16 protein-coding genes and 1 pseudogene are annotated in these 21,407 nt (G+C 70.6%); 6 read left to right on the top strand and 11 right to left on the bottom strand.

Annotated features, from left to right (window positions below):
* Together ACPCUW_RS17015 and ACPCUW_RS17010 are read right to left on the bottom strand one after the other, a co-directional pair.
* Positions 1–1,338: a wax ester/triacylglycerol synthase family O-acyltransferase gene (locus tag ACPCUW_RS17015; RefSeq protein WP_423425852.1), complete on the bottom strand. Its 1,338-nt coding sequence runs from the start codon at positions 1,336–1,338 to the stop codon at positions 1–3.
* Positions 1,339–1,505: 167 nt separating this feature from the next.
* Entirely contained in the window at positions 1,506–2,429 is a 924-nt protein-coding gene (locus ACPCUW_RS17010; RefSeq protein WP_423425850.1) for a universal stress protein, read from the bottom strand.
* Between the two features lie 220 nt (positions 2,430–2,649).
* Here ACPCUW_RS17010 and ACPCUW_RS17005 point away from each other — a divergent pair, with 220 nt between their 5' ends.
* Positions 2,650–3,285: an HPP family protein gene (locus ACPCUW_RS17005; protein ID WP_063833675.1), complete on the top strand. Its 636-nt coding sequence runs from the start codon at positions 2,650–2,652 to the stop codon at positions 3,283–3,285.
* 407 nt (positions 3,286–3,692) lie between these two features.
* Here the strand turns inward: ACPCUW_RS17005 and ACPCUW_RS17000 are convergent, their stop codons facing one another.
* The 8 genes from ACPCUW_RS17000 to ACPCUW_RS16965 all read right to left on the bottom strand — a co-directional run bounded on the left by ACPCUW_RS17000 (position 3,693) and on the right by ACPCUW_RS16965 (position 12,696).
* Positions 3,693–4,604 carry a ribose-phosphate diphosphokinase gene (locus ACPCUW_RS17000; RefSeq protein WP_305780407.1) on the bottom strand — a complete coding sequence of 304 codons (912 nt, stop codon included), beginning with the start codon at positions 4,602–4,604 and terminating at the stop codon, positions 3,693–3,695.
* On the bottom strand, positions 4,601–4,876 hold the full coding sequence (locus ACPCUW_RS16995; RefSeq protein WP_063032747.1) for a hypothetical protein: 276 nt from the start codon (positions 4,874–4,876) through the stop codon (positions 4,601–4,603). Before ACPCUW_RS16995 ends, ACPCUW_RS17000 begins: the two co-directional genes overlap by 4 nt.
* Positions 4,877–4,880: 4 nt before the next feature.
* Positions 4,881–6,416: a 2-oxo acid dehydrogenase subunit E2 gene (locus tag ACPCUW_RS16990; RefSeq protein ID WP_423425848.1), complete on the bottom strand. Its 1,536-nt coding sequence runs from the start codon at positions 6,414–6,416 to the stop codon at positions 4,881–4,883.
* Position 6,417: 1 nt separating this feature from the next.
* Entirely contained in the window at positions 6,418–7,386 is a 969-nt protein-coding gene (locus ACPCUW_RS16985) for an alpha-ketoacid dehydrogenase subunit beta (RefSeq protein ID WP_305780405.1), read from the bottom strand.
* Positions 7,383–8,405, bottom strand: coding sequence for a pyruvate dehydrogenase (acetyl-transferring) E1 component subunit alpha (pdhA, locus tag ACPCUW_RS16980; protein ID WP_423425847.1), 1,023 nt, complete (start codon positions 8,403–8,405; stop codon positions 7,383–7,385). Before pdhA ends, ACPCUW_RS16985 begins: the two co-directional genes overlap by 4 nt.
* On the bottom strand, positions 8,402–10,216 hold the full coding sequence (gene acsA / locus ACPCUW_RS16975; RefSeq protein WP_064905330.1) for an acetate--CoA ligase: 1,815 nt from the start codon (positions 10,214–10,216) through the stop codon (positions 8,402–8,404). The genes pdhA and acsA overlap by 4 nt, the downstream gene beginning before the upstream one ends.
* Positions 10,217–10,345: 129 nt before the next feature.
* Complete coding sequence (locus tag ACPCUW_RS16970; protein WP_423425845.1) at positions 10,346–12,391, bottom strand: NAD(+) synthase; 2,046 nt, start codon at positions 12,389–12,391, stop codon at positions 10,346–10,348.
* A gap of 53 nt (positions 12,392–12,444) precedes the next feature.
* A complete protein-coding gene (locus ACPCUW_RS16965; RefSeq protein WP_064905332.1) occupies positions 12,445–12,696 on the bottom strand; it encodes an SHOCT domain-containing protein in 252 nt (83 codons plus the stop codon).
* A gap of 494 nt (positions 12,697–13,190) precedes the next feature.
* Between ACPCUW_RS16965 and ACPCUW_RS16960 the strand changes: the two genes are divergently transcribed.
* The 4 genes from ACPCUW_RS16960 (at position 13,191) to ACPCUW_RS16945 (ending at position 19,932) form a co-directional block, all read left to right on the top strand.
* Entirely contained in the window at positions 13,191–14,399 is a 1,209-nt protein-coding gene (locus tag ACPCUW_RS16960; protein WP_218400788.1) for a site-2 protease family protein, read from the top strand.
* On the top strand, positions 14,396–16,426 hold the full coding sequence (locus ACPCUW_RS16955) for an erythromycin esterase family protein (protein ID WP_423425844.1): 2,031 nt from the start codon (positions 14,396–14,398) through the stop codon (positions 16,424–16,426). The genes ACPCUW_RS16960 and ACPCUW_RS16955 overlap by 4 nt, the downstream gene beginning before the upstream one ends.
* 103 nt (positions 16,427–16,529) lie before the next feature.
* Complete coding sequence (gene ppsA / locus ACPCUW_RS16950) at positions 16,530–18,860, top strand: phosphoenolpyruvate synthase (RefSeq protein WP_423425842.1); 2,331 nt, start codon at positions 16,530–16,532, stop codon at positions 18,858–18,860.
* Positions 18,861–18,942: 82 nt separating this feature from the next.
* On the top strand, positions 18,943–19,932 hold the full coding sequence (locus ACPCUW_RS16945) for an Acg family FMN-binding oxidoreductase (protein ID WP_064905340.1): 990 nt from the start codon (positions 18,943–18,945) through the stop codon (positions 19,930–19,932).
* Between the two features lie 43 nt (positions 19,933–19,975).
* On the opposite strand, the pseudogene ACPCUW_RS16940 reads toward ACPCUW_RS16945, so the two are convergent.
* Positions 19,976–20,444 (bottom strand): annotated as a pseudogene (locus ACPCUW_RS16940) (APC family permease); the annotation flags it as partial.
* A 227-nt stretch (positions 20,445–20,671) separates the two neighbouring features.
* Here ACPCUW_RS16940 and ACPCUW_RS16935 point away from each other — a divergent pair.
* Positions 20,672–21,373: a GAF and ANTAR domain-containing protein gene (locus ACPCUW_RS16935; protein WP_423425840.1), complete on the top strand. Its 702-nt coding sequence runs from the start codon at positions 20,672–20,674 to the stop codon at positions 21,371–21,373.
* Positions 21,374–21,407: the final 34 nt, after the last annotated feature.

Below are 21,407 nucleotides of genomic sequence, written 5' to 3'. Positions count from 1 at the left end.
TCAGGCGGTGGCGCGGGCGCGGGCCAGCAGCGTCTCGATCTCGTCGGTGACGGCCGCCGGGATCAGCTCGATATCGGGAGTGGTGTCGTAGTCGCCGGTGATCCCGAAGGTGAACTGGCCGGCGTAGCTCAGCATCGCGACCGTGGTGCGCAGCCGCATGGCCACCGGAATTCCGGGCCAGACCTGCTCGACCTCGGCGCCCGCCATGCTCAGCCGGTGGCGCGGTCCAGGGACGTTGGTCGCGAGCGCGCTGATGCCGCGTTGCGGGAAGCGGGTGGCCAGCCGGAACGCCCACGCCGCCACGCCGGCGGGCAGCCGGCCGGCCAGCGTCAGCAGTGACGCCTCCGCCTCCGCCTCGCCCCGCGCGCGATGGCGGACGATGCGTTCGTGCACCGTCTGCAGGCGGTGTACCGGATCGGCGACATCGACCGGCAAGGCGGCGATGACGACCGAGACCCGGTTACCCATCGCGTATTTCGCGTCGGCCGAGCGCATCGACACCGGTATCACGATCCGTACCGAATCCGCCCGCGGTTCTTCGCCGCGCGCGCACAGCAGGCGTCGATACGCTCCGGCGAGCGCGGACACCGCGACGTCGTTGACCGTCGCGTCGAACGCGGCGCCGACCTCGTGCAGCTGCGACAGCGAGGTCCGCGCCACCGCATACCGGCGTCGGCGGCCCAGCGGGCCGTTGAGCGAGGATGTCGGGGTCGGGACCACGGTATCGCGCAGCAGCGGCACCAGCGTGCGGGCCGTGCGGACAGCGAAACGGGAAGCGGTGTAAGGCAATCGGATCACGGTCCCCGCCGTGTCCCGCAGGCTCACAGCGGTGTCCGGCGGCCGCACCGGCAGTTCGGACGGCGCCTCCGGCTCTTCGTCGCAGAGACTTTCGAACACCGTGATGCCGGCGATCCCGTCGACCATGCTGTGGTGTGCCTTGACGATCACCGCCCACCGGTTCTCGGCGAGATTGTCCACCACCACGACCTGCCACAGCGGATGTTCGCGATCGAGGCGGCGGGCGAGCTCCTCGCCCACCAACTCGCGTAACGCCTGCTCGTCCCGGGGGCCGGGCAGCGCCGTCCATCGGACGTGGCGGGACAATCGGAAATCCGGGTCGTCCTCCCAGCTGGGCGCCGTGATGTCCAGCGGTGTGCGCCGCATCCGCTGGCGCAGGCGCTCCTTGCGGCCCAGCGCCCGGGTCACGGTCTCGTCGAACCGCTCTCGGCTGGGCGCCGGCCCGGCGACGATCGCGATCGCGGCGATGGCGATATTGACGTGGCGGTCGCTGTCCTCCAGCTCCATGAAACCCGTGTCCAGCGGTCCGAATTCGTTCATGGTGGTGGCTCGTTCCGAAACATGCCGGCGATCTGCCGAGCTGGTGGGTTCAGTCTCGTGCGCTCCGTCGTGTCACCGGCAGATGCGAAGGTCGCCGCCGCGAGTGACGAAAGGCGGCCCGAGGCGGGCAGTGCTGCTCTGGCGGGGACACCGGTGGTGCGAGCGCGTCACGGCTGCGGATGCACCACCATGACCGGGCACCAGGCGTGCTGCACCAGCGAATGGGAGGTGGAGCCGAGCAGCGCGCCGAGCACCGCGCCCCGGCCGCGGCTCCCGACCACCAGCAGTTGCGCCGATTTCGACGACTCCAGCAGCACCGCACCGGGATCGGCCAGCGACACCCGGCGCGCCACGGCGACATCCGGATACTTCTCCTGCCAGCCTGCCAGCCGTTCGGCCAGCACGGCACGTTCCCGCACCTCGACCTCGCGAGCCGAATACAGGATGTGCGGATCATCGGCGAACTGCCCGTAGTAGACGTCGTGGCATACGTGCACGGCGACGAGTTCGGCGCCGCGTTCGGCGGCTTCCTCGAAGGCCGCGCCGATGGCTGCCTCGCTGACCGGCCCGCCGTCGACGCCGACCACGACGGGGCCCTCGGTGTGCACGCGGTTCTCCTGCGGATCGGTCCGCACCACCAGCACCGGCCCGGTCGCATGGGCGGCCACCGCCGACACCGTGGCCCCGAAATGGCCGGCCAGCCGGTTCGTGCCGTGGGCCGCGAGCACCACCGCGTAGGCGGATGCGCTGGCGTTCACCAGCGCCCTGGCGGGGTCACCGTCGAGGACCGCGGTCGAAATCCGCAGCCCCGGCAGCACCGCCCGGACTCGCTGCGCCGACCGTTCGACCAACGAGGCGCCGCGCTCGCGAGCCGCGGTCAGCATGGCGGCCGCGGGTGAATCGAGCGAGCCGATGCCGAGCTGCAGCCGGTTCAGGTCCAGCGCGTGCACGATGCGCAATTCCCGCCCGCGCTGCGCGGCCATCCCCGCGGCCCAGTCCACCGCGAGACCGGCGTGCCCGGAACCGTCGACACCCACCACGACCGCGGCCGCGGCGGAATGGCGGATGTCGGAGCTGTGTTCGGGGGTCATGGCGCCCTTCCTTCCGTGCGACGGCCCGCGAGGTGCTCGGCCGTTGTTCTCACGGTAGAGACGACGGCCGATGCCGCGATGCGGCCGAAAGTCCTCATCTCGACCGCGCGGCCCGCATCTCGCACCGCGCCCGATGCGGGACCTTCGTCCAGGGATGGGAGCCGACGGTCCCTGGTGTGTGTTCCGGGCCGGAACCAGGATCGATGCAGGAGGTTCTGCCATGTACGCTCGCGACATTCTCAGCCGTCCCGTGGTCACCGTCCACGCCGAAACCCCACTGCCCCAGGCGATTTCCCAGCTCACCGAGCGCGGCTTCGCCGCCCTTCCGGTCGTCGACGAGGACGGGCACGTCGTCGGCATGCTGTCGGAATCGGACGCGCTCTCGGCGCCTGCCCCGGACGCGACGGTCGGGGCGGCGATGACCACCCCCGCCGAGGTGATCGAGCCCGGAACCGACCTCGCCACCGTCGCCGCGCGCATGCTCACCCGGCGGTTGCGTTCGATGCCGGTGGTCGAGGCGGGGATTCTGGTCGGCATCGTGGCACGCCGGGATCTGCTGCGCACCCTGATGCGCGACGACGCCGCCGTGGAGGCGAAGGTGCGCGCCCTGCTCGACGACTACGCCGGCAGCCGCCGCCAGTGGACGATCCGGGTCGACGGCGGTCACGCCGTGATCACCGGCGGATTCGCCGATGCGGCCGAGGAGCGGACGGTGACGGCGCTGGCGCTCACCGTCGACGAGATCACCCACGCCGAAACGGTTCCCGGCCCCGGCCCCGTCGCGGATGCCACGGGCGCTCCCACGGCACCGCTGTCGGAATGGCTGCATCGCAAGGCCGACGAGACCATCGGGTGACCCACCGGGCTCGCCCGGCGGTCCACCATGCCGAACAGCGCGAAACCCAGCCTCCATCAACGTGATTCGCGGCTCACCCTCGTCCGGGAGCCGCGAATCGGTCGTTGTCCGATACTGCCGATCACCCCCGAATGATCATCCCCGACGAATCACGCCACACCGTTGTGGCCGACTCCTGCCGATGCGGCGACCTCGTCGTCGCCGGTTCCTTCGACACTTCTATTGTGGTCTGCATCACAGTCGAGGAGCAGTATCGGAAGCCATCGCGGGAAGTGGCCAATCGGGTCGCTGTCCGGGACGTCCGGCCCGGTGCGGGCCTCACCTTTCGGTGACGAGAGTCCCCGCGCGTCCGGGACTTTCGCCCCTGTCCCGGCGTGGCGCGGAACGTGCGCGGCGGCTCTCGCCGGTCACCCGCGGCGGCGGTCCTCGTGCAATCCGATGATGGCGTCGGCGAGCAGCGGCGCGATCGAGCACACCTCGATCTTCCCTGCCTCCGCATCGTGAAAGACGCTGTCGGTCACGACGATGCGGCGGAGTCCGAGTTCGTGCAGACGCGCCGCCGCCCCGTCGCTCAGCGGGCCGTGGGTGGCCGCCACGAGCGTGTCGGCGGCCTGGTACCGCACCAGGTGGGCGGCCGCCTCGATCGTCGCCCCGGTGCAGATCATGTCGTCGACGAGGGCGACGGGGCATCCGCTGACCTCGCCGAGCAGATCGAGTGCGCGCACGCTCGTATCGCTCAGCCGGTGCTTACGCACCACCGCGACGGATGCGCGCAAGGCGGCGGCAAAGTGTTCGGCGCGCTCACCGGCGCCCAGGTCGGGGGCGACGACCACACCCCGGCCGATCATGGCCGGCTCCAGTTCGCTCGCCAGCAGCGGCACCGCGGTCAGGATTTCGACCGGCACCGGGCAGATCGCCTCGAGTGCGGGCGTGTGCGGGTCGACCACGACCAGCCGGTCGGCGCCCGCGTGGGCGATGGCCTCGGCCGCCACCCTGGCGCCGATCGCCTCCCCCGCCGTGCCCCGGTCCTGACGGGCATAACCGAAGTACGGAACCACCGCGGTGATCCGTCCCGCGCCGGCGCGGCGGCAGGCGTCGAGCAGCAGCAGCAACTCGACCATATGCTCACCGACCGGTGGCGACGTCGGCTGCACGATGTACACATCGTCGCCGGAGATGTCGGCGACCACCACACGCCGTTCGCCGCCGGCCGTCGGCTGCGAATCGCAGCACTCGTGCGAATCCCCGCCGATTCGCGCGACCACGGCGTCGGCCAGCGGCGGGTTGGCGCTGCCGCGGATGATGCGCAACGTGCTCATCGCGCCCCGGCACCCGTCTCGGGACTCCCGGTGAGGAAGTCGACGCAGGTGCGGATCGTGGCCAGCCGTGGATAGTCGGCCTCGGCGATCGGCTCCTCGCGCAGATTCGACAGCCGTTCGACGAAGGTGAGGAAATCCAGCGAATCCAGTTCCAGGGTGGTGCGCAGCGGCTCGTCCGGTCCGAGTGCGGTGAGTTCGGCGTCGGTGGCGAATCCGCGCAGTGCGGCACGCACCGCGCTGTCGGCCGATTGCCGGGAAACAGTGGTGGACATGGCTTCACAACTCCTCGGGTTGATGCAGCAGGTCGGCGACGGTGTGCAGGAATCGGGCGCCGGTCGCGCCGTCGCTGGCGCGATGATCGGCCGACAGGGTGACGGTCACCTGCGGCCGCACACCGAGCAAACCGTCGACAGCGCACGGCCGGTCGGTGACGGCGCCCAGTCCGACGATCGCGACCTGCGGCACGGCGATCACGCCGAACACCGACTCCACACCGAGATCGCCGAGGTTGGTGACCGTGATGGTGGCCGCGGTCGCGTCCGAGGAGCGCAGGCGGCCGGATCGGGCGCGCTGCACCACCGATCGCATCGCGGCCATCATCTCCGCCGCGTCCAAGGTGTCGGCGTCGGGAATCGTCGGCACGATGATGCCCCCGCCGCGCAGCGACACCACGACGCCGAGATGCACCGCGGACGCCGGACGGAACTCGTCGTCGATCCAATATCCGTTGAGCTGCGGCACCCGGCGGGCAGCCCCGGCCACGGCGCGAAACAACAAGGCGGCCATCACGATTCGCTCGGCGAGCGGCGCGCCGGCATTTCGCTCCCGCAGCCGGTCGGCCGCCGCCGAGACATCGACGACATCGGACAGGTAGTAGTGCGGCACGGTTCGTTTGGACCGTGCCATCGTCGCGGCGATCGCCGAGCGCATCGCCGCCGCGTCGCGCGAGCCCGGGAGCGGGGTGGCGGTGTCCGCGCGAACCGTCTCGTCCTCCGATGGCTGTGCCGCGGCGGGTGCGGGGACACCCTCGGCCGGGAGGTCGCGGGCGCGCACGGCACCGGCGGGACCGGTTCCGGACAGCCCGGACAGGTCGAGTCCCCGCGCTTCGGCGAGTCGCCGCGCCAGACCGGAGGCGCGTGCGACGTCCGGCTGCGCCCCGGACCGCGCGACAGCGTCCACCTCCTCGGGTGCGGGCGCGGGCCTGGAGGCGGACGCGGGCGCCGCCTCCCCAGGTGCGGGTGCGGGCGCCGCCTCGCGCCCAGGTGCGGGTGCAGGCGCCGCCGCAGACGCGGGCGCGGAATTATGCTGCGCGACAGCGGCTTCGATATCACCGCGCAGGACCCGCCCACCCGGCCCGGAGCCGTGCACAGTCGCCGGATCCAGTCCCGCCTCCTCGGCCAGCCGGTGGATCAGGGGTGTCATCCGAGCGGGTTCCGCGACCGGAGACGGTGCCGCGACCGATTCCGCCTGGTCGCGCGATTCCGGCGGTCCGGCCGATTCCGAGGTCGCGACGGACGACACCGGTTCGCCACGCGCCTCCGGGACGGTCTCCACCTTCCCGTTCCCACTGCTCGAGGCGCCGGCGGTGATCGTCGCCAGCACGGCGCCCACCGGAACGGTCCGTCCCTCGGGCACGCGGATCTCGTCCATGACACCGTCGTCGAAGCATTCGATTTCGATCGCGGCCTTGGTGGTGTCGACCTCCGCGACGATGTCGCCGCGTTTCACCGGGTCGCCGGGGTGCACGAACCAGTGCGTCACGGTGCCCTCGGTCATGTCGGCGCCCAGCGACGGCATCCGGAATTCGGTCATGTCATCCCACCGCCTTCCGGATCGCGGCCAGCACCCCGGACGCGTCCGGCAGTGCGGCGTCCTCCAGTTGACGTGCGTACGGGATCGGCACCTCGGCGCCGCATACCCGGCCGATCGGCGCATCCAGGTCGTAGTAGGCGTATTCGGCTGCGCGAGCGGCGATCTCGGCGGCGATGCTGACACTGCGCCAGGCTTCGTCCACGATCACGAGGCGATGGGTGCGGCGTACCGAATCCAGCACCGTCGCCTCGTCCAGCGGACGCAGCGAGCGCAGATCGACGACGTCGACCGCGATACCCTCGGTTGCCGCGAGGTCGGCGGCGGCCAGGGCCACCGGCACCGTCGCGCCGTAGGCGACCAGGGTGACGTCGGTGCCGCCGCGCCGGATCGCCGCCGCGTCGATATCGACGGCACCGGCGTCCTCGGGCAGCTCGGATCCGCTGTTGTACAACGAGATCGGCTCGAAGATCACCACCGGGTCCGGATCCTGCAGCGCGGTCCACAACATGCCTCGTGCGTCGGCTACGGTGGCGGGGCACACCACCCGCAGACCGGGAATGTGGGCGTAGAACGCCTCCAGGCTGTGCGAGTGCTGGGCGGCGAGCTGGCGGCCCGGACCGGTCGCCATCCGGATGACCAGCGGCACGCCGAGCTGTCCGCCGGACATGTGCCGCAGCGTGGCGGCATTGTTGAGTATCTGGTCCAGCGCGAGCAGGCTGAAGTTGACGGTCATGATCTCGACGATGGGCCGCATGCCGGCCAGGGCCGCACCGATCCCCGCGCCGACGAACGCCGATTCACTCAGCGGCGTATCGCGAATCCGTTCGGGCCCGAATTCGTCGAGCAGTCCGCGGCTCACGCCGAAGCAGCCGCCGTAGGCGCCGACATCCTCGCCCATGAGGAAGACCCGTTCGTCGCGAAGCAGCGCCTCGCGCAACGCATCCCGCATCGCCTCCCGATAGGTGGTCATGGCCGCTCCGCGTAGACGTGCCGGGTCAATTCGGACACCGGCTCGGCCGGTGCGGCCTCGGCGGCGGCGATGGCGGCGTCGAGTTCCTCGTCGGCCTGCGCCTCGTAGCGCCGCACGTCCTCGTCGGTCAGTTCTCCGGCGTCGCGCAGCCGTTCGGTCAGCAGCCGGAGGGGATCGCGTTCGCGCCACCGCGCGATTTCGGCCTTGTCGCGATATCGATCGGCGTCGTAGAGCGAATGCGCCCGGAACCGATAGGTGCGCAGTTCCAGGAAGCAGGGGCCGCCTCCGGCCCGGATCGAGGTGACGGCGCGCCGGGTCGCGGCGGCGACGGCGGTGGCGTCCATGCCGTCGACCGGCCAGGCCGCCAGGCCGTAGCCCGTCGCGCGCAGCGCGAGGTCGGTCGCGGCGTGTTCGCGGGCCAGCGCGGTGCCCATGGCGTAGCGGTTGTTCTCGCAGGCGAAGAGCACGGGCAGCCGCCACAGCGCGGCCAGGTTCATGCATTCGTGGAATTCGCCCTCGGCCATCGCGCCGTCACCGAACAGGCATACCGTGATCCGATCGCGTCCGGTCATGGCGTCGGCCAGTGCCAGGCCCACCGCGATCGGCAGTCCGCCGCCGACGATCGCGTTCCCGCCGTAGAAGCGCCGCCGCGCGTCGAACAGATGCATCGAGCCGCCCCGGCCGTGGCTACAGCCGGTGGTGCGGCCGAACATCTCGGCCATGAGGTCGGTCATGGGGATGCCGCGGGCCAGCGCGTGACCGTGCTCGCGGTAGGTCGAGACCACCGCATCGTCGCCGCCGATCTCGCTCAGCAGTCCGGCGGCCACCGCCTCCTCGCCGACGTACAGGTGCAGGAATCCGCGGATCCGCTCGGCGCTGTAGAGCTGCACACAGCGTTCCTCGAAGCGCCGGATCCGGATCATCTGCCGCAGCAGCGCCTTTCGATCCGTTCCGGCGGCATCGCCGGGCGTCGCCACGGCCGGCGCCGGGGCGTGGCCGTCGGTCTCGATCGTGCTCATCGCACCGTCTCCAGGGTCGATACGTCGCCCTCGGGCAATCCGAGTTCGTGGGCCTTCAACAGCCGGCGCATCACCTTCCCGGAGCGGGTGTGCGGCAGCGCGTCGACGAAGTCGATACGTTTGGGAGCCACCGCGCCCAGGGCGCGGCGGCCGAACGCGGTGAGTTCGTCACGCAGGTCGTCACTCGGCTGAAAACCCTTGCGCACCACCACGAATGCCTTGACCAGCTCCCCGGCCACCGGATCGGGGGTTCCGATGACACCGGCCTCGGCGACCGCGGGATGTGACATGAGAACGCTTTCCACCTCGAACGGCCCGACCAGATGTCCGGCAGATTTGATGACGTCGTCGGCGCGCCCGACGAACCAGAAGTAACCGTCGCCGTCGCGCCGGGCCAGATCGCCGGTGAGGTACCAGCCGCCGGCGAACGCGTCCGCGTAGCGAGCGGGGTCGTTCAGGTAGCCGCGGAACATCGACGGCCAGCCCGCCCGCAGTGCCAGCTCACCCACTTCCCCGGTATCGGCGGCGGTCACGTCGCCGTCGGTGATCGCCGCGCGCCCGCTTGCGCCGCGGCGCAGGATCGTGGCCTCCACGCCGGGCAGTGGCCGCCCCATCGAACCGGGACGAACCTGTGCCGCAGCGATATTGGCGATCATGATGGCGCCGGTTTCGGTCTGCCACCAGTTGTCGTGCACCGGGTGCCCGAGCACCCGCTGCCCCCACACCACGACTTCGGGATTGAGCGGCTCGCCGACGCTGGCCACGAAGCGCAGACACGACAGATCCGTGCTCGGCGGCAGCTCGTCGCCACGGCGCATCAGCATCCGCAGGGCGGTGGGCGCGGTGTACCAGACGGACACCCGCTCCGCGGTGAGGATGTCGTACCAGCGTTGCGGATCGAATTCCGCCTCGTCGCTGATCACCGTGGCGCCGAGGCACAACGGCGCGATCACCCCGTAGGACATGCCGGTCACCCAGCCCGGGTCGGCGGTGCACCAGAACACGTCGCCGCCGCGCAGGTCCAGCGCGGCGCGCGCGGTGGCCCGGTGCGCCACGACGGCGCCGTGCACGTGCACCGCGCCCTTGGGACGGCCGGTGGTTCCGCTGGTGAAGTGCAGGAGGGCGGGGTCTTCGAATTGGGTTCGCACGATGGGGAATTCACTGTCGGCGGCGGCCATGGCCGCGGGCAGCGATACCACGCCGGGCAGGTCGGTCTCGCCGTCGACGACGATGACGTGCCGGAGTGCGGGCAGTGTGTCGCGGATCGGCGCGACCTTGCGGCGATAGTGGGCCGCGGTGGTCACCAGGGTGCTCGCCTCGGCCAGGTCCAGCCGCTGACGCACCGGTTCGGGGCCGAAGGCCGAGAACAGCGGGGAGACGACACATCCGGCCTTCCACGCGCCCAGGCACGCGAGATACAACTCCGGAGTGCGTCCCAGCAGCAGGCACACCCGCTCACCCCGATACACCCCGAGGTCGCGCAGCACGTGGGCGAACTTGTTGCTCAACCGGACCAGGTCCGCGCAGTCGAGCTCGGTCACGCCACCGGTGACCGGCAACCAGCGCAACGACGGGGCCGGCCCGATCGGCGCCTCGAGGTGCCGGTCGACGGCCTCGACGGCGATGTTGACTCCGCCGCCGGGTAGCCCGGCGAGTTCGGAGCGGGCCGCGGACCAGGAGAAGTCACGCCGCGCCCGGCCGTAGTCGGGAAGGGTCGCGGCCGCGATCTCGGCCGCCGACTTCTCGATCGGCGCCCATCGCGACGGCGTCGCGGTTTCCGCGTCGTACGGGCTCGCGTCGTTCCGGCTCATCGCGCCTCCGTCTCCCGTGCCGTCCGTCTGCTCGACTTCCAGTCAACGGCGCGGCGCCCGGTCACGGGGAGGGCGGAAAGACCCTAGCGGCGATGACATCCGTCGCGGCGACGCCACCGGGGACAACGCTCAGTCGGGAACGTTGCGCGCGAGTTCGTCCAGCCACGCCGCGGCGGGAGCGTCGCTCGGCGCGCGCCAGTCTCCGCGCGGCGACAGCGATCCGCCGGACCCGACCTTGGGCGCATTCGGCAGGGTCGATCGTTTGAACTGGCTGGTCTGCACGAAGCGGCGCAGGAATTCGGCCAGCCAGTGCTTGATCGTGGCGAGGTCGTATTCGTGACGCTGATCTTCGGGGATCAGGTCCGGCCAGCCGCCGCGGGTGCGGTCACCCCAGGCGCGCTCGGCGAGGTAGGCGATGCGGCTGGGCCGGAATCCGAACCGCAGCAGGTGATAGAGGTGGAAGTCCTGCAACTCGTACGGGCCCACGGTGGCCTCGGAACTCTGCAGCGCCGCGCCGGGAACCAGCTCCGGTGAGATCTCGGTCTCCAGGACCGAGTGCAGCACCGCACTCGCCTCCGGGCCGAGCTCACCGCGGTCGGCGGTCCAGGCGATCAGATATTTGATCAGCGTTTTGGGCACCGAGGCGTTCACGCTGTAGTGCGACATATGGTCGCCGACGCCGAAAGTGCACCAGCCCAAGGCCAATTCGCTCAGATCCCCGGTCCCGACGACCATGCCGTGATGCATATTCGCCAGGCGGAACAGATGCGAGGTGCGCTCTCCGGCCTGCACGTTCTCGTAGGTGATGTCGTAGACGGGCGCGCCGTCGGCCGCCGGATGACCCAGATCGCGCAGCATCTGCATCGCCGACGGCCGGATATCGATCTCGCCGGCGCTCGCCCCGACGGCGCGCATCAGCCGGCGCGCGTTCTCCAGCGTCCGCGTGCTCGTGGCGAAGCCGGGCATGGTGTAGGCGAGCACATTCGACCGCGGCAGGCCCAACCGGTCCATGGTCTGCGCCGCGACGATGAGCGCGAGAGTGGAATCGAGGCCACCGGACACCCCGATCACGAGGTGCTGGGATCCGGTGGCGGCCAGCCGCGTGGCGAGCCCGGCGACCTGGATGTGATGGACCTCGGCACAGCGCGCGTTGCGGCTGCCGGGATCGGCCGGGACGTAGGGAAAGCGCGGGACCTCCCGACGCAGCGGTGGTGCGCCGTCCGGGATCGGCGCCTCGAATTCGAGCCGCCGGAATCGGGTGACCCGCTCGAGGAAATCGTGACCGTTGTCGGTGAAACTGTTGAGCCGCAGCCGATCCGCGGCCAGCCGCTGCAGATCGATATCCGCGGTGACCAGTTGCGGTTCGGCGGCGAAGCGCTCACTTTCGGCCAGCAGGTTGCCGTTCTCGCAGATCAGCGCCTGACCGTCCCACGCCATATCCGTGGTGGACTCGCCCTGCCCGGCCGCGGTGTACAGATAGGCCGCGATATTGCGCGCCGAGGTCGACACACACAGTTCCCTGCGGTAGTCCGCCTTGCCGACGACGATATTGCTCGCCGACAGATTGGTCAGCACCGTGGCGCCGGCCAGTGCCGCGAAGATATTGGGCGGCAACGGAACCCACGCGTCTTGGCAGATCTCGACCGCCAGCACCAATCCGGGCAGATTCACCGCCTCGAACAGCAGGTCGGCGCCGAAGGGCACCCGCTGCCCGGCCACGGTGGTGTGGTCGTCGACGGCGTCGCGGGCCGCGGAGAACTGCCGCTTCTCGTAGAACTCCTGGAAATTCGGCAGGTAGCTCTTCGGCACGACCCCCAGGACGCGGCCGCGGTCGATGATCAACGCACAGTTGAACAGTCGCTCCCGCACCCGAAGCGGAGCCCCGACGATCAGCACGCTGTCGATGTCCGCGCTCTCGGCGACCACGCGGTCCACGGCGGCTCGCACCGCGTCGTCGAGCGCCTCCTGGTGGAACAGGTCCTCGGCGGAGTAGCCGGAGAGGCCGAGTTCCGGAAACAGCGTGAGCACCACGGAGTCGGCGGCGGCCCGCCGCGCCAGCAGCAGTGTCTGCTCGGCGTTGTATTCGGGATCGGCGACCCGCATCGAGGGCACGGCGACGCCCACGCGCACGAATCCGTGCCGGTACAGCGATCGGAACGGTAACTCGCGCGCCACGGCGGCCTCCTGCAATCCACGGCCGCCGGGCCGGCGTCCGGCGCGGGGGCCGGCTAGGGACCGAGCGTCCGCATTCGACGGGTGTATTCCTCGTCGTCTATCTCACCACGGGCGAAGCGCTCGGCGAGGATCTGTTGCGGGGACGGACCCCGGCCGTCCCGGTCGAGGGCGGCGGTATCGGACCGGCCGGCGTAGCGGAGCAGGGCCACGATCGCCACGACCACCAGCACCCAGAAGATCACCATGCCCGCGAACATCAACCCGTAACCCCAACCGCCCAGGCCGGTGCCGTACCACATCATCATCGCCGTAATTCCTCACTGCATCGACGGATCTGCGTTCTCCTCGGACCCGACCGGATCACATCGGCATCGGCATCGGGCAGATCCCCATCTGGGCCAGCCACATCATCACGGCGTGCATTGCTTGCATCATCGGCGATTGCATATCCATCTCGATCATCTCCTCCGGGCGCGGGTTCACTTCCGCGTCCGCGATCCAGCCTGATCGACGCGACCGGCCGGTGGCAGGGGCGAAAGACCTCACCGACCGGCCGTCGGTCCCCACGCCGGAACGTCGGCGCCGGCCCGGATGCGCTCGGCGTCCTCGAGGGACATTGGTCCCGGGAGGCCGGGAATCTCGCCCCTCCCCCAGGGCCCGGCACCGGCACAGACTGGCGGTAGGCGCGCCGATCGCCGGTTCGACGCATCGACGCGCCTCGGCGTGTGGCCCGGGCGGTCGCGCGACGACCGAAATGTTCCGCGGGCCGGTGTGATGACACCGGGAGCGAGGTGGCCGGATGTTGCACGAGACAATCCCTTTGGGCCGGGTGGCGGGTATCCGCATCGGCGCGCACTGGTCGGTGCTGGTCACCGTGGCGCTGTTCGTCTGGCTGCTCGGCGTGCAGCTGCGCGGCAGCGGCAGCCCGGCCTTCACCTGGTCGGTTGCGGCGCTCGCCGCGGTGACCCTGTTCGCCTCCCTGACCGCGCACGAACTGGCCCATTCGATCGTCGCCCGGCGCGACGGGGTACGGGTCGAGCGCATCGTGCTGTGGCTGCTGGGCGGGGCGTCCGAACTCGGCGACGAACCGCCCGACGCGCGCAGCGATTTCAGGATCGCGATCGCCGGTCCGGCGACGAGTCTCGTGCTCGGCGGACTGTTCGCGGCCGTCGCGGTGGCCGTGGACAGCGGGCGGCCCGACAGCGCCGTCACCGCGGCGCTCGCCTGGTTGGCGGCCACGAATATCGTTCTGGGACTGTTCAATCTGCTGCCCGGCGCGCCGCTCGACGGCGGCCGGGTGGTGCGGGCCGTCGTCTGGTGGCGGACCGGCGACCGGCTGCGCGCCACCACCGTGGCCGCGCGAGGCGGCCGGTTGCTCGGCACCGTGCTCGTCGTGCTGGGCGCCGTCGACATCATCGTGTTCCGCCAGTTCGGCGGGCTGTGGCTGATGCTGCTGGGCTGGTTCCTGCAGACCGCCGCCAACAGCGAACTCGCGGCAGCGGGGCTGCGGCACCGGCTGGGCAACACCACCGTTCGCGAGGTCATGACCGCGAATCCGATGGCGGTGCCGGGCGACTGGACGATCACCCAGCTGCTGGCCTCCAGCGCACCGCAGACCGGGCACAGCATATTTCCGGTCGTCGACGCTGTCGGCCATCCGATCGGTGTCGTCGCCTGGTCGGATCTCACGACGACCGCCGTACCGGCTCGTGACACGACCTTTCTGCGCTCGGTCGCACGTCCGTTACGCACAGCCGCGATCGTCGGACAGGACGATCTGCTCGCCGATGTCGCCACCCGGGTCGTGCTGCGTCCCAAACTCGATGCCATCACGGTGGTCGACCCGGCCGGCCGGCTGACCGGCGTCGTCACCGCCACCGATCTGGCGACCGCCTGCGACCGCTCCGCGCTCGGCCTGCCCGCCGGCAGCGCCGCCGCGAGACCGGGACCCGCGCCCGCCTCCCATCCGCCGGTCACTACTACTCACTCCCGGAGGCCACAGCCATGACGGCAGCACCTGTCCTGCGTGATTCCTCGCAGCCGATCTTCCGCGACCGCCGCGAGGCCGGTCGTGTGCTGGCCGGACTGCTCGAGCACTACCGCGACCACGCCGGTGTCGTCGTCCTCGGCCTCGCGCGCGGTGGGGTACCGGTGGCCTGGGAGGTCGCCGCCGCCCTGCACGCGCCACTGGACACGCTCGTCGTCCGCAAACTCGGGGCACCGGGACATCCGGAATTCGCCATCGGCGCCCTCGCACCCGACGGCCGGATCGTCGTCAACGACGATGCGATCCGCGGACTGCACGTGACCGCCGAACAGATCCGATCCGTCGCACGAGAAGAGGCGGCGGAGCTGGCCCGGCGGGAACGCGCCTATCGCGATGACCGGCCACCGGCGCCGATCGCCGGCCGCACGGTGATCCTCGTCGACGACGGTCTGGCGACCGGAGCCACCATGTTCGCGGCGGTGGAGGCGATTCGCGCGGGGGAGCCCGACCGCATCGTGGTCGCGGTGCCGGCCGCCCCCGAATCGACCTGCCGGGAGTTCGACGCGCTGGTGGACGAGATGGTCTGTGCCACCATGCCGTCGCCGTTCCTCGCTGTCGGCGAGTCGTTCTGGGATTTCGCCCAGGTCGGTGACGACGAGGTGCGGCAGCTACTGACGACGCCGACCGTCGACGCGGCGGCCACCGGCACCGATTCGGCCACCCTCACCGATCCCGCCGCCGTGATCGATGCCGCCGCGATCGAGGCTCCCGAAGGCGTGCCGCCGCACCACGTGCTGGACGAGCTCATCGGCGATGCCCGGTTCGTCCTGATCGGCGAGAGCTCGCACGGCACCCACGAGTTCTATGCCGCCCGCGCGGCCATCACGCGCTGGCTCATCTCGGAGAAGGGGTTCACCGCGGTCGCCGCCGAGGCCGACTGGCCCGACGCCCACCTCGTCGATCGCTTCGTCCGCGGCATCGACGACTCCTCCCCCACGCTCGCGCTGCGCGGGTTCGAACGCTTCCCCACCTGGATGTGGCGCAATACCGTGGTCCGCGATTTCGTGGGCTGGTTGCGGCTGCACAACGACTATCAGCGCCGGATCGGTGCGCCGCAGGCCGGGTTCTACGGGCTCGACCTGTACAGCATGCACCGTTCGATGCGGCACGTGATCGACTATCTGCGGCAGGTCGATCCCGCCGCGGCGCAGCGCGCCGAGCACCGCTACGCCTGTTTCGATCGCACCAGCGACCACGACGGGCAGGCCTACGGATTCGGCGCCGCGTTCGGTGCGGGCCATTCGTGTCAGGCCGAGGTGGTGCGGCAGCTGGTCGACCTGCAACGCAACGCCGCGGCGCATCGACAGGCCGGCGACGGCGAGGCCTCGTTCGACGCGTTGCGCAACGCGTGGACGGTCCGCAACGCCGAGGCCTACTACCGGGCGATGTTCGGCGATCGGGTGTCGTCGTGGAATCTGCGCGACGAGCATATGGCCGACACCCTCGACGCGCTGGCCGGCCACCTCGGGCGCGGTGGCACTCCCGCGCGAGTGGTGGTCTGGGCGCACAATTCCCATATCGGCGACGCCCGCGCGACGGAAATGGGCGCCGAGGGCCAGCTGTCACTGGGACAGCTCGTCCGCGAACGCCACGGAAACGATTGCCGCACCATCGGTTTCACCACCAGCCACGGCACCGTGACCGCGGCGAGTGAATGGGACGGCGACGCCGAGTGCAAGGACGTCCGCCCGGCCCTGCGCAGCAGCGTCGAGGAGCTGCTGCACGACACCGGACGCGACAGCTTCCTGATCCGCACCGATACGGCCGGCGCAGCCACCGAACTGCTGCGCGACCCGCGGCTCGAACGCGCCATCGGCGTGATCTATCAGCCGACCACCGAGCGGCACAGCCACTACTTCCACTCGCGGCCGGCCGACCGCTACGACGCGATCATTCACATCGACCGGACCACCGCCCTGCGGCCGCTGGAACCGTCACACCGATGGACCGCCGCGAGCACACCGGACACCTACCCCAGCGGTCTGTGATCCGGGGCGGTGGGCGGCCGGATCGAGGACCTTCGACCATGTTCCCGGCCGCCGCGACGCGCGAGTCTGGGCATCGAGACACTTTCAGCAGATCGGAGCCGTGATGGGCGACTACGTGGCAAGTCTGAACGATATTCGGCTCAGCGATGATGGCCAAGTGGGCGGGAAGGGGGCCAATCTCGGTGAGATGGTCGCCGCGAAACTCCCGGTGCCGCCGGGATTCGTGATCCTGCGATCGACCTACGAGACCGCCGTCGCCGACGGGCCGCACGGGTCCGAGCTCGACTCGCTGCATGCCGAGGCGCTGCGCAGCGCCGTCGCCACCGACGACGCGGGCCGCGGCGAGCTCGACCGACTGTGTTCGCGCATGCGCGACCTGGTGCACGAGACCCGGATCGACGGGGCTATCGAGGAGGCGATCGTCGGCGCCTACCACCGGCTCGGCGACCGGGTGCGCGTGGCGGTCCGGTCCTCGGCGGTGGGCGAGGACAGCGCCGATTCCTCCTTCGCCGGAATGAACCTCTCGCGCACCAATATTCGCGGCGACGCCGAACTGCTCGAGGCGGTCCGGCAATGCTGGGCCTCCCTGTTCACTCCTCGCGTTCTCACCTACCGCGCCCGCCGCGGCATGGACCGGCGGCCGGAGATGGCGGTGGTCGTGCAGCAGATGGTGACCGTCCGGTGCGCCGGCGTGGCGTTCACCGCCGACCCGACCACCGGCAGGCGCGACCGCGTCGTCATCGACGCCGCGCGCGGACAGGGCGAGGTGGTGGTATCCGGTGCGGTCGAGCCCGACACCTACGTGTTCGCGGCGGACGGCCCGACGCTGACGGAATCCCGCAGGGGTGCGCAAAGTTTCGCGATCTTCGCCGGCGAGGACGGTGACCGCCGCGTCGACATCCCGGACGACGAAGCGCATCGGCCGGTACTGACCACCGACGAGGCCACCGCGGTCGCGCGCCTGGCGCTCGAGGTCCAGCAGCACTACGGCAGTCCGCAGGATGTCGAGTGGGCCTTCGACGACCAGCGGCTGTGGCTGGTGCAGTCGCGGCCGATCACCACCCTGCCCGACGAATTACCCTCGGCGACAACGGAACCGACGCCCGCCGCCGTGCTGCTGCAGGGCCTGCCGGCGGCTCCCGGACGGGCTCGCGGCGCCGTGCGCATCCTGCACTCACCCGCCGAGGGATCGGCATTGCGCGACGGCGAGGTCCTGGTCGCGCCGATGACGAATCCGGACTGGCTGCCGACCATTTCGCGGGCGGCGGCCTTGGTCACCGACAGCGGCGGCATGACCTGTCACGCCGCGATCGTGGCCCGCGAACTGGGCATCCCCTGCATCGTCGGCGCGCGCACCGCCACCACATCCCTGCACGACGGTCAGCGCATCGTCGTGGACGCCAAGGCCGGCCGGATTCGGGCGGACAGCCCGGACGAGCAGACCGCCGCGACAGCGGCCGTCTCCGCGCCCGCCGCGGCCACCACCGCGCCGGCGGTGGTTTCGGTGACCGAAACCACCGGAACGAAGATCTATGTCAATCTCGCTCTGCCCGAAATCGCCGAGCGCGTCGCCGATTCCGATGTCGACGGCGTCGGCCTGCTACGCGCTGAAACCCTCTTGACGCGCGCGCTGGGCGGCCGCCATCCCCGCGCGGTGATCGCCGCCGGCGACGAGAACGAGTTCGTCTCCACCCTGGCCGAATCCCTGCGGCGCATCGCCGTGGCCTTCGCCCCGCGGCCGGTCGTCTACCGCGCGACGGACCTGCGCAGCAACGAATTTCGCACGCTCACCGGCGGCGAGGGTTTCGAGCCGAACGAACGCAACCCGATGATCGGCTACCGCGGCTGCTATCGCTACGTCCACGAACCGGACGTGTTCCGGCTCGAACTGGCGGCGCTGGCACGCGTGCGCGAATACACCCCGAATCTGCATCTGATGATCCCGTTCGTTCGCACCCGCTGGGAGCTGGCCGCGTGCCTGGAGCTGGTGGACGCCTCGCCGCTGGGCCACGACCGGAGCATGCACCGGTGGATCATGGCCGAGGTGCCGTCGGTCGTGCACTGGCTGCCCGAATACGTGCGGCTCGGGATCGACGGGGTATCGATCGGGAGCAACGATCTCACCCAGCTGATCCTCGGTGTGGACCGCGATTCCGAGGAATGCGCCGAACTGTTCGACGAATCGGATCCGGCCGTCCTGCACGCCATCCGGCGCATCGTCACCTCCGCACGCGAACTGGGCATCACGTCGTCGCTGTGCGGGCAGGCCCCGTCCACCCGGCCCGAGTTCGCCGAACATCTCGTCGCGGCGGGGATCACCTCGATTTCGGTCACCCCGGACGCGGTCCGCAACGCCCGCCGCACGGTGGCCGCCGCCGAGCGCCGGCTGCTGCTCGAACGGTGCGTGCACGATGGCGAGGACCGGCAGCCGTGAGGTCGCCGGCGCGGACCATGGTCGCGGTACCTCGGGACCAACGGCCCCTCCGCCACGCGCGGCGCGAACCTACCGTCGACATATGAACACAGTGCCCACACGCGACGTCGTCGAGACAGCGGTCCGGATGGCCGGCCGTGCGCCGTCGCTGCACAACAGCCAGCCGTGGCGGTGGACGTTCGACGGTGCCCAACTGCGGCTGTTCAGCGTGCACGAGCGCATGTTGCCGACCACCGACAGCACCGGCCGACAGCTCGTGATCAGCTGCGGCATCGTGCTCGACCACCTGCGCGCGGCGATGGCCGCCCAGGGGTGGCGCACGATCGTGGCGACCTTCCCGAACCCCAACGACCGCACCCACCTCGCCGATGTGCGCTTCGAGCCCTCGCCGTACATCACCGACGGTGACCGCGAACGCGTCGACGCCATGGCGCGCCGGTACACCGACCGGCTCCCGTTCGACGAACCGGAGGGCTGGGAGCCGTTCGAGACCGTCCTGCGCACGGTGTTCGACCCCGAGGACGCCATCGTCGACGTCCTGCCCGACGACAGCCGCGCCGAACTGGCCCGGGCCTCGGAGCTGACCGCTTCGGTGCGCCGCTACGACGCCGACTATCACGCCGAATTGCATTGGTGGACAGGGCATGTGGTGGCAGATACGGGCGTCCCCCGCGACGCGCTGGTGAGCGAGGAGGAACGCGGGCGCGTCGACGTCGGGCGGAGGTTGCCCACGGTCACCGGCGAACCACGCCGCACCGAGGTGCGCGCCGACCGGTCGAAGATCCTCGTGCTGTCGACCTACGGCGACAGCCCCGCCGAATGGCTGGCCTGCGGGCGGGTGCTGTCCACCGTCCTGCTCGAATGCACCCTCGCCGGCTACGCCACCTGTCCGCTCACCCATCTCACGGAGGTTCCGCGCAGTCGCAGCGTCGTCACGCGGCTGATCGGCCGGAATGCGTTCCCGCAGGTACTGATTCGCGTCGGGCGGGCTCCGGAGAACCAACCGCACCCGGAGCCGACGCCGCGGCTTCCGCTGCACGAGATCCTGCGCGTCACCGACGGCGCGGGCTGACCGGCGCTACCGCGCGCGAGACCGGCGCGCGAGGTAGATCGCCCAGCGCGACGACGATCCGGGTCAGCAGCGCCGACTTCTGCACGCCCCGATAGTTCACCGCCGTCAGCGCGACCACCCGCGACCACCGACGCGACGGCCACCGCGTGCGCATGATCGGGCCAGGCGTAGGCACCGACCGTGAGTGGCATCCCCGCGCACGAGGCGGTCTTACCGACGACGAAGCCCCAGCCGGCGAGGTAACCCCAGAACTCCCCCAGGCGTTCCCGGCCGTAGACGTAGGTTCCGCCGGAGGCGGGATAGCGCGCGGCCAGCCGCGCCGAGGAGGTGGCGTTGCAGTAGGCGACGACGGCCGCGATCGCCAGGCCGATCAGCAATCCCGATCCGGCCGCGGCGGCGGCCGGGCCGAGCGCGGCGAAGATACCCGCCCTGATCATCGAACCGAGCCCGATCACCACCGCGTCGCCGAGACCGAGCCGGCGGCGCAGGTCGGCCGGCGTCTCGAGATTCATGAGCTCGAAAGATAACGGACGTCACCGCCGAAGAAGAGTCCTTGGTCCCGGGCGGCCGTCGTCGACATGGAGCCTTGGGTCACCGAAAGGGAACCGGTGCCGGAGAACGGTCGGCACCGCGGCGCCGGGTGACTAGTCTCGGGTGCACAGGCACGGTCGGCGCACCCCGAGCCCGGAAACGTCGATTCGTCAGCGCGAACAGTATGGTGGGGAGCCAGGAAGTACCGGTGGACGAGCGATCTGGGGGCCGACTGGAGGCGGCGGTGGCCGCGATCGGCCGCCCGCGCCGCGCCGACGATTGGGGATATCAAGTCTGTGTGGCATGTCGCGACGTGCTGACGGGGGTCGATTCCGTCGCGGTCGCATTGCATTCCGCCGGTGCGGTCGTCGAGGTCATCGGCTCCAGCGATTCGGTCGCCGAACAGATCGAGGACGTCGAGATGGTGCTCGGGGAAGGTCCCGGTTTCACGGCGTTCACCACCGGTGACACCGTGCGGGCGCGTGCCGGGACGAGAGATTTCGAGCGGTGGCCGATGTATGCGAACGAGGTGGCGCGGCTCGGGTTGTGCGCGGTCGTCGCGTTACCTCTGCGGGTCGGCGGTATCCGGATCGGCGCCCTGGACCTGTATCGATGCGAGCCCGGCGACGTACCGGCTCGCGCCGAGATCGATGCGACGCTGCTCGCCGATCTGATCAGTTACACCCTGCTGGAGGGTCTCGTCGCGCGCGCGCCGGGAGCCGTGCCGATCGCGACCACACATCGGGACGTCAATATGGCGACAGGAGTGGTCGCCGCTCGAATGGGCATTCCTCTGGACGAGGCATTTCTGCGCCTGCGTGCGTTCGCCTTCGCTACGAACAGTCCGCTGCTCGACGTGGCGCGAAGTGTCCTGGAACGACGCGTCGATCTCGACGGAGCGAGCGAATGACCGGTGACTCCCGACCCCCGCGACAGGATCGTAA

The sequence above is a fragment of the Nocardia sp. AB354 genome (assembly GCF_049538315.1).
Lineage (GTDB): Bacteria > Actinomycetota > Actinomycetes > Mycobacteriales > Mycobacteriaceae > Nocardia > Nocardia nova.
This window is presented reverse-complemented; position numbering and strand designations above follow the sequence as displayed.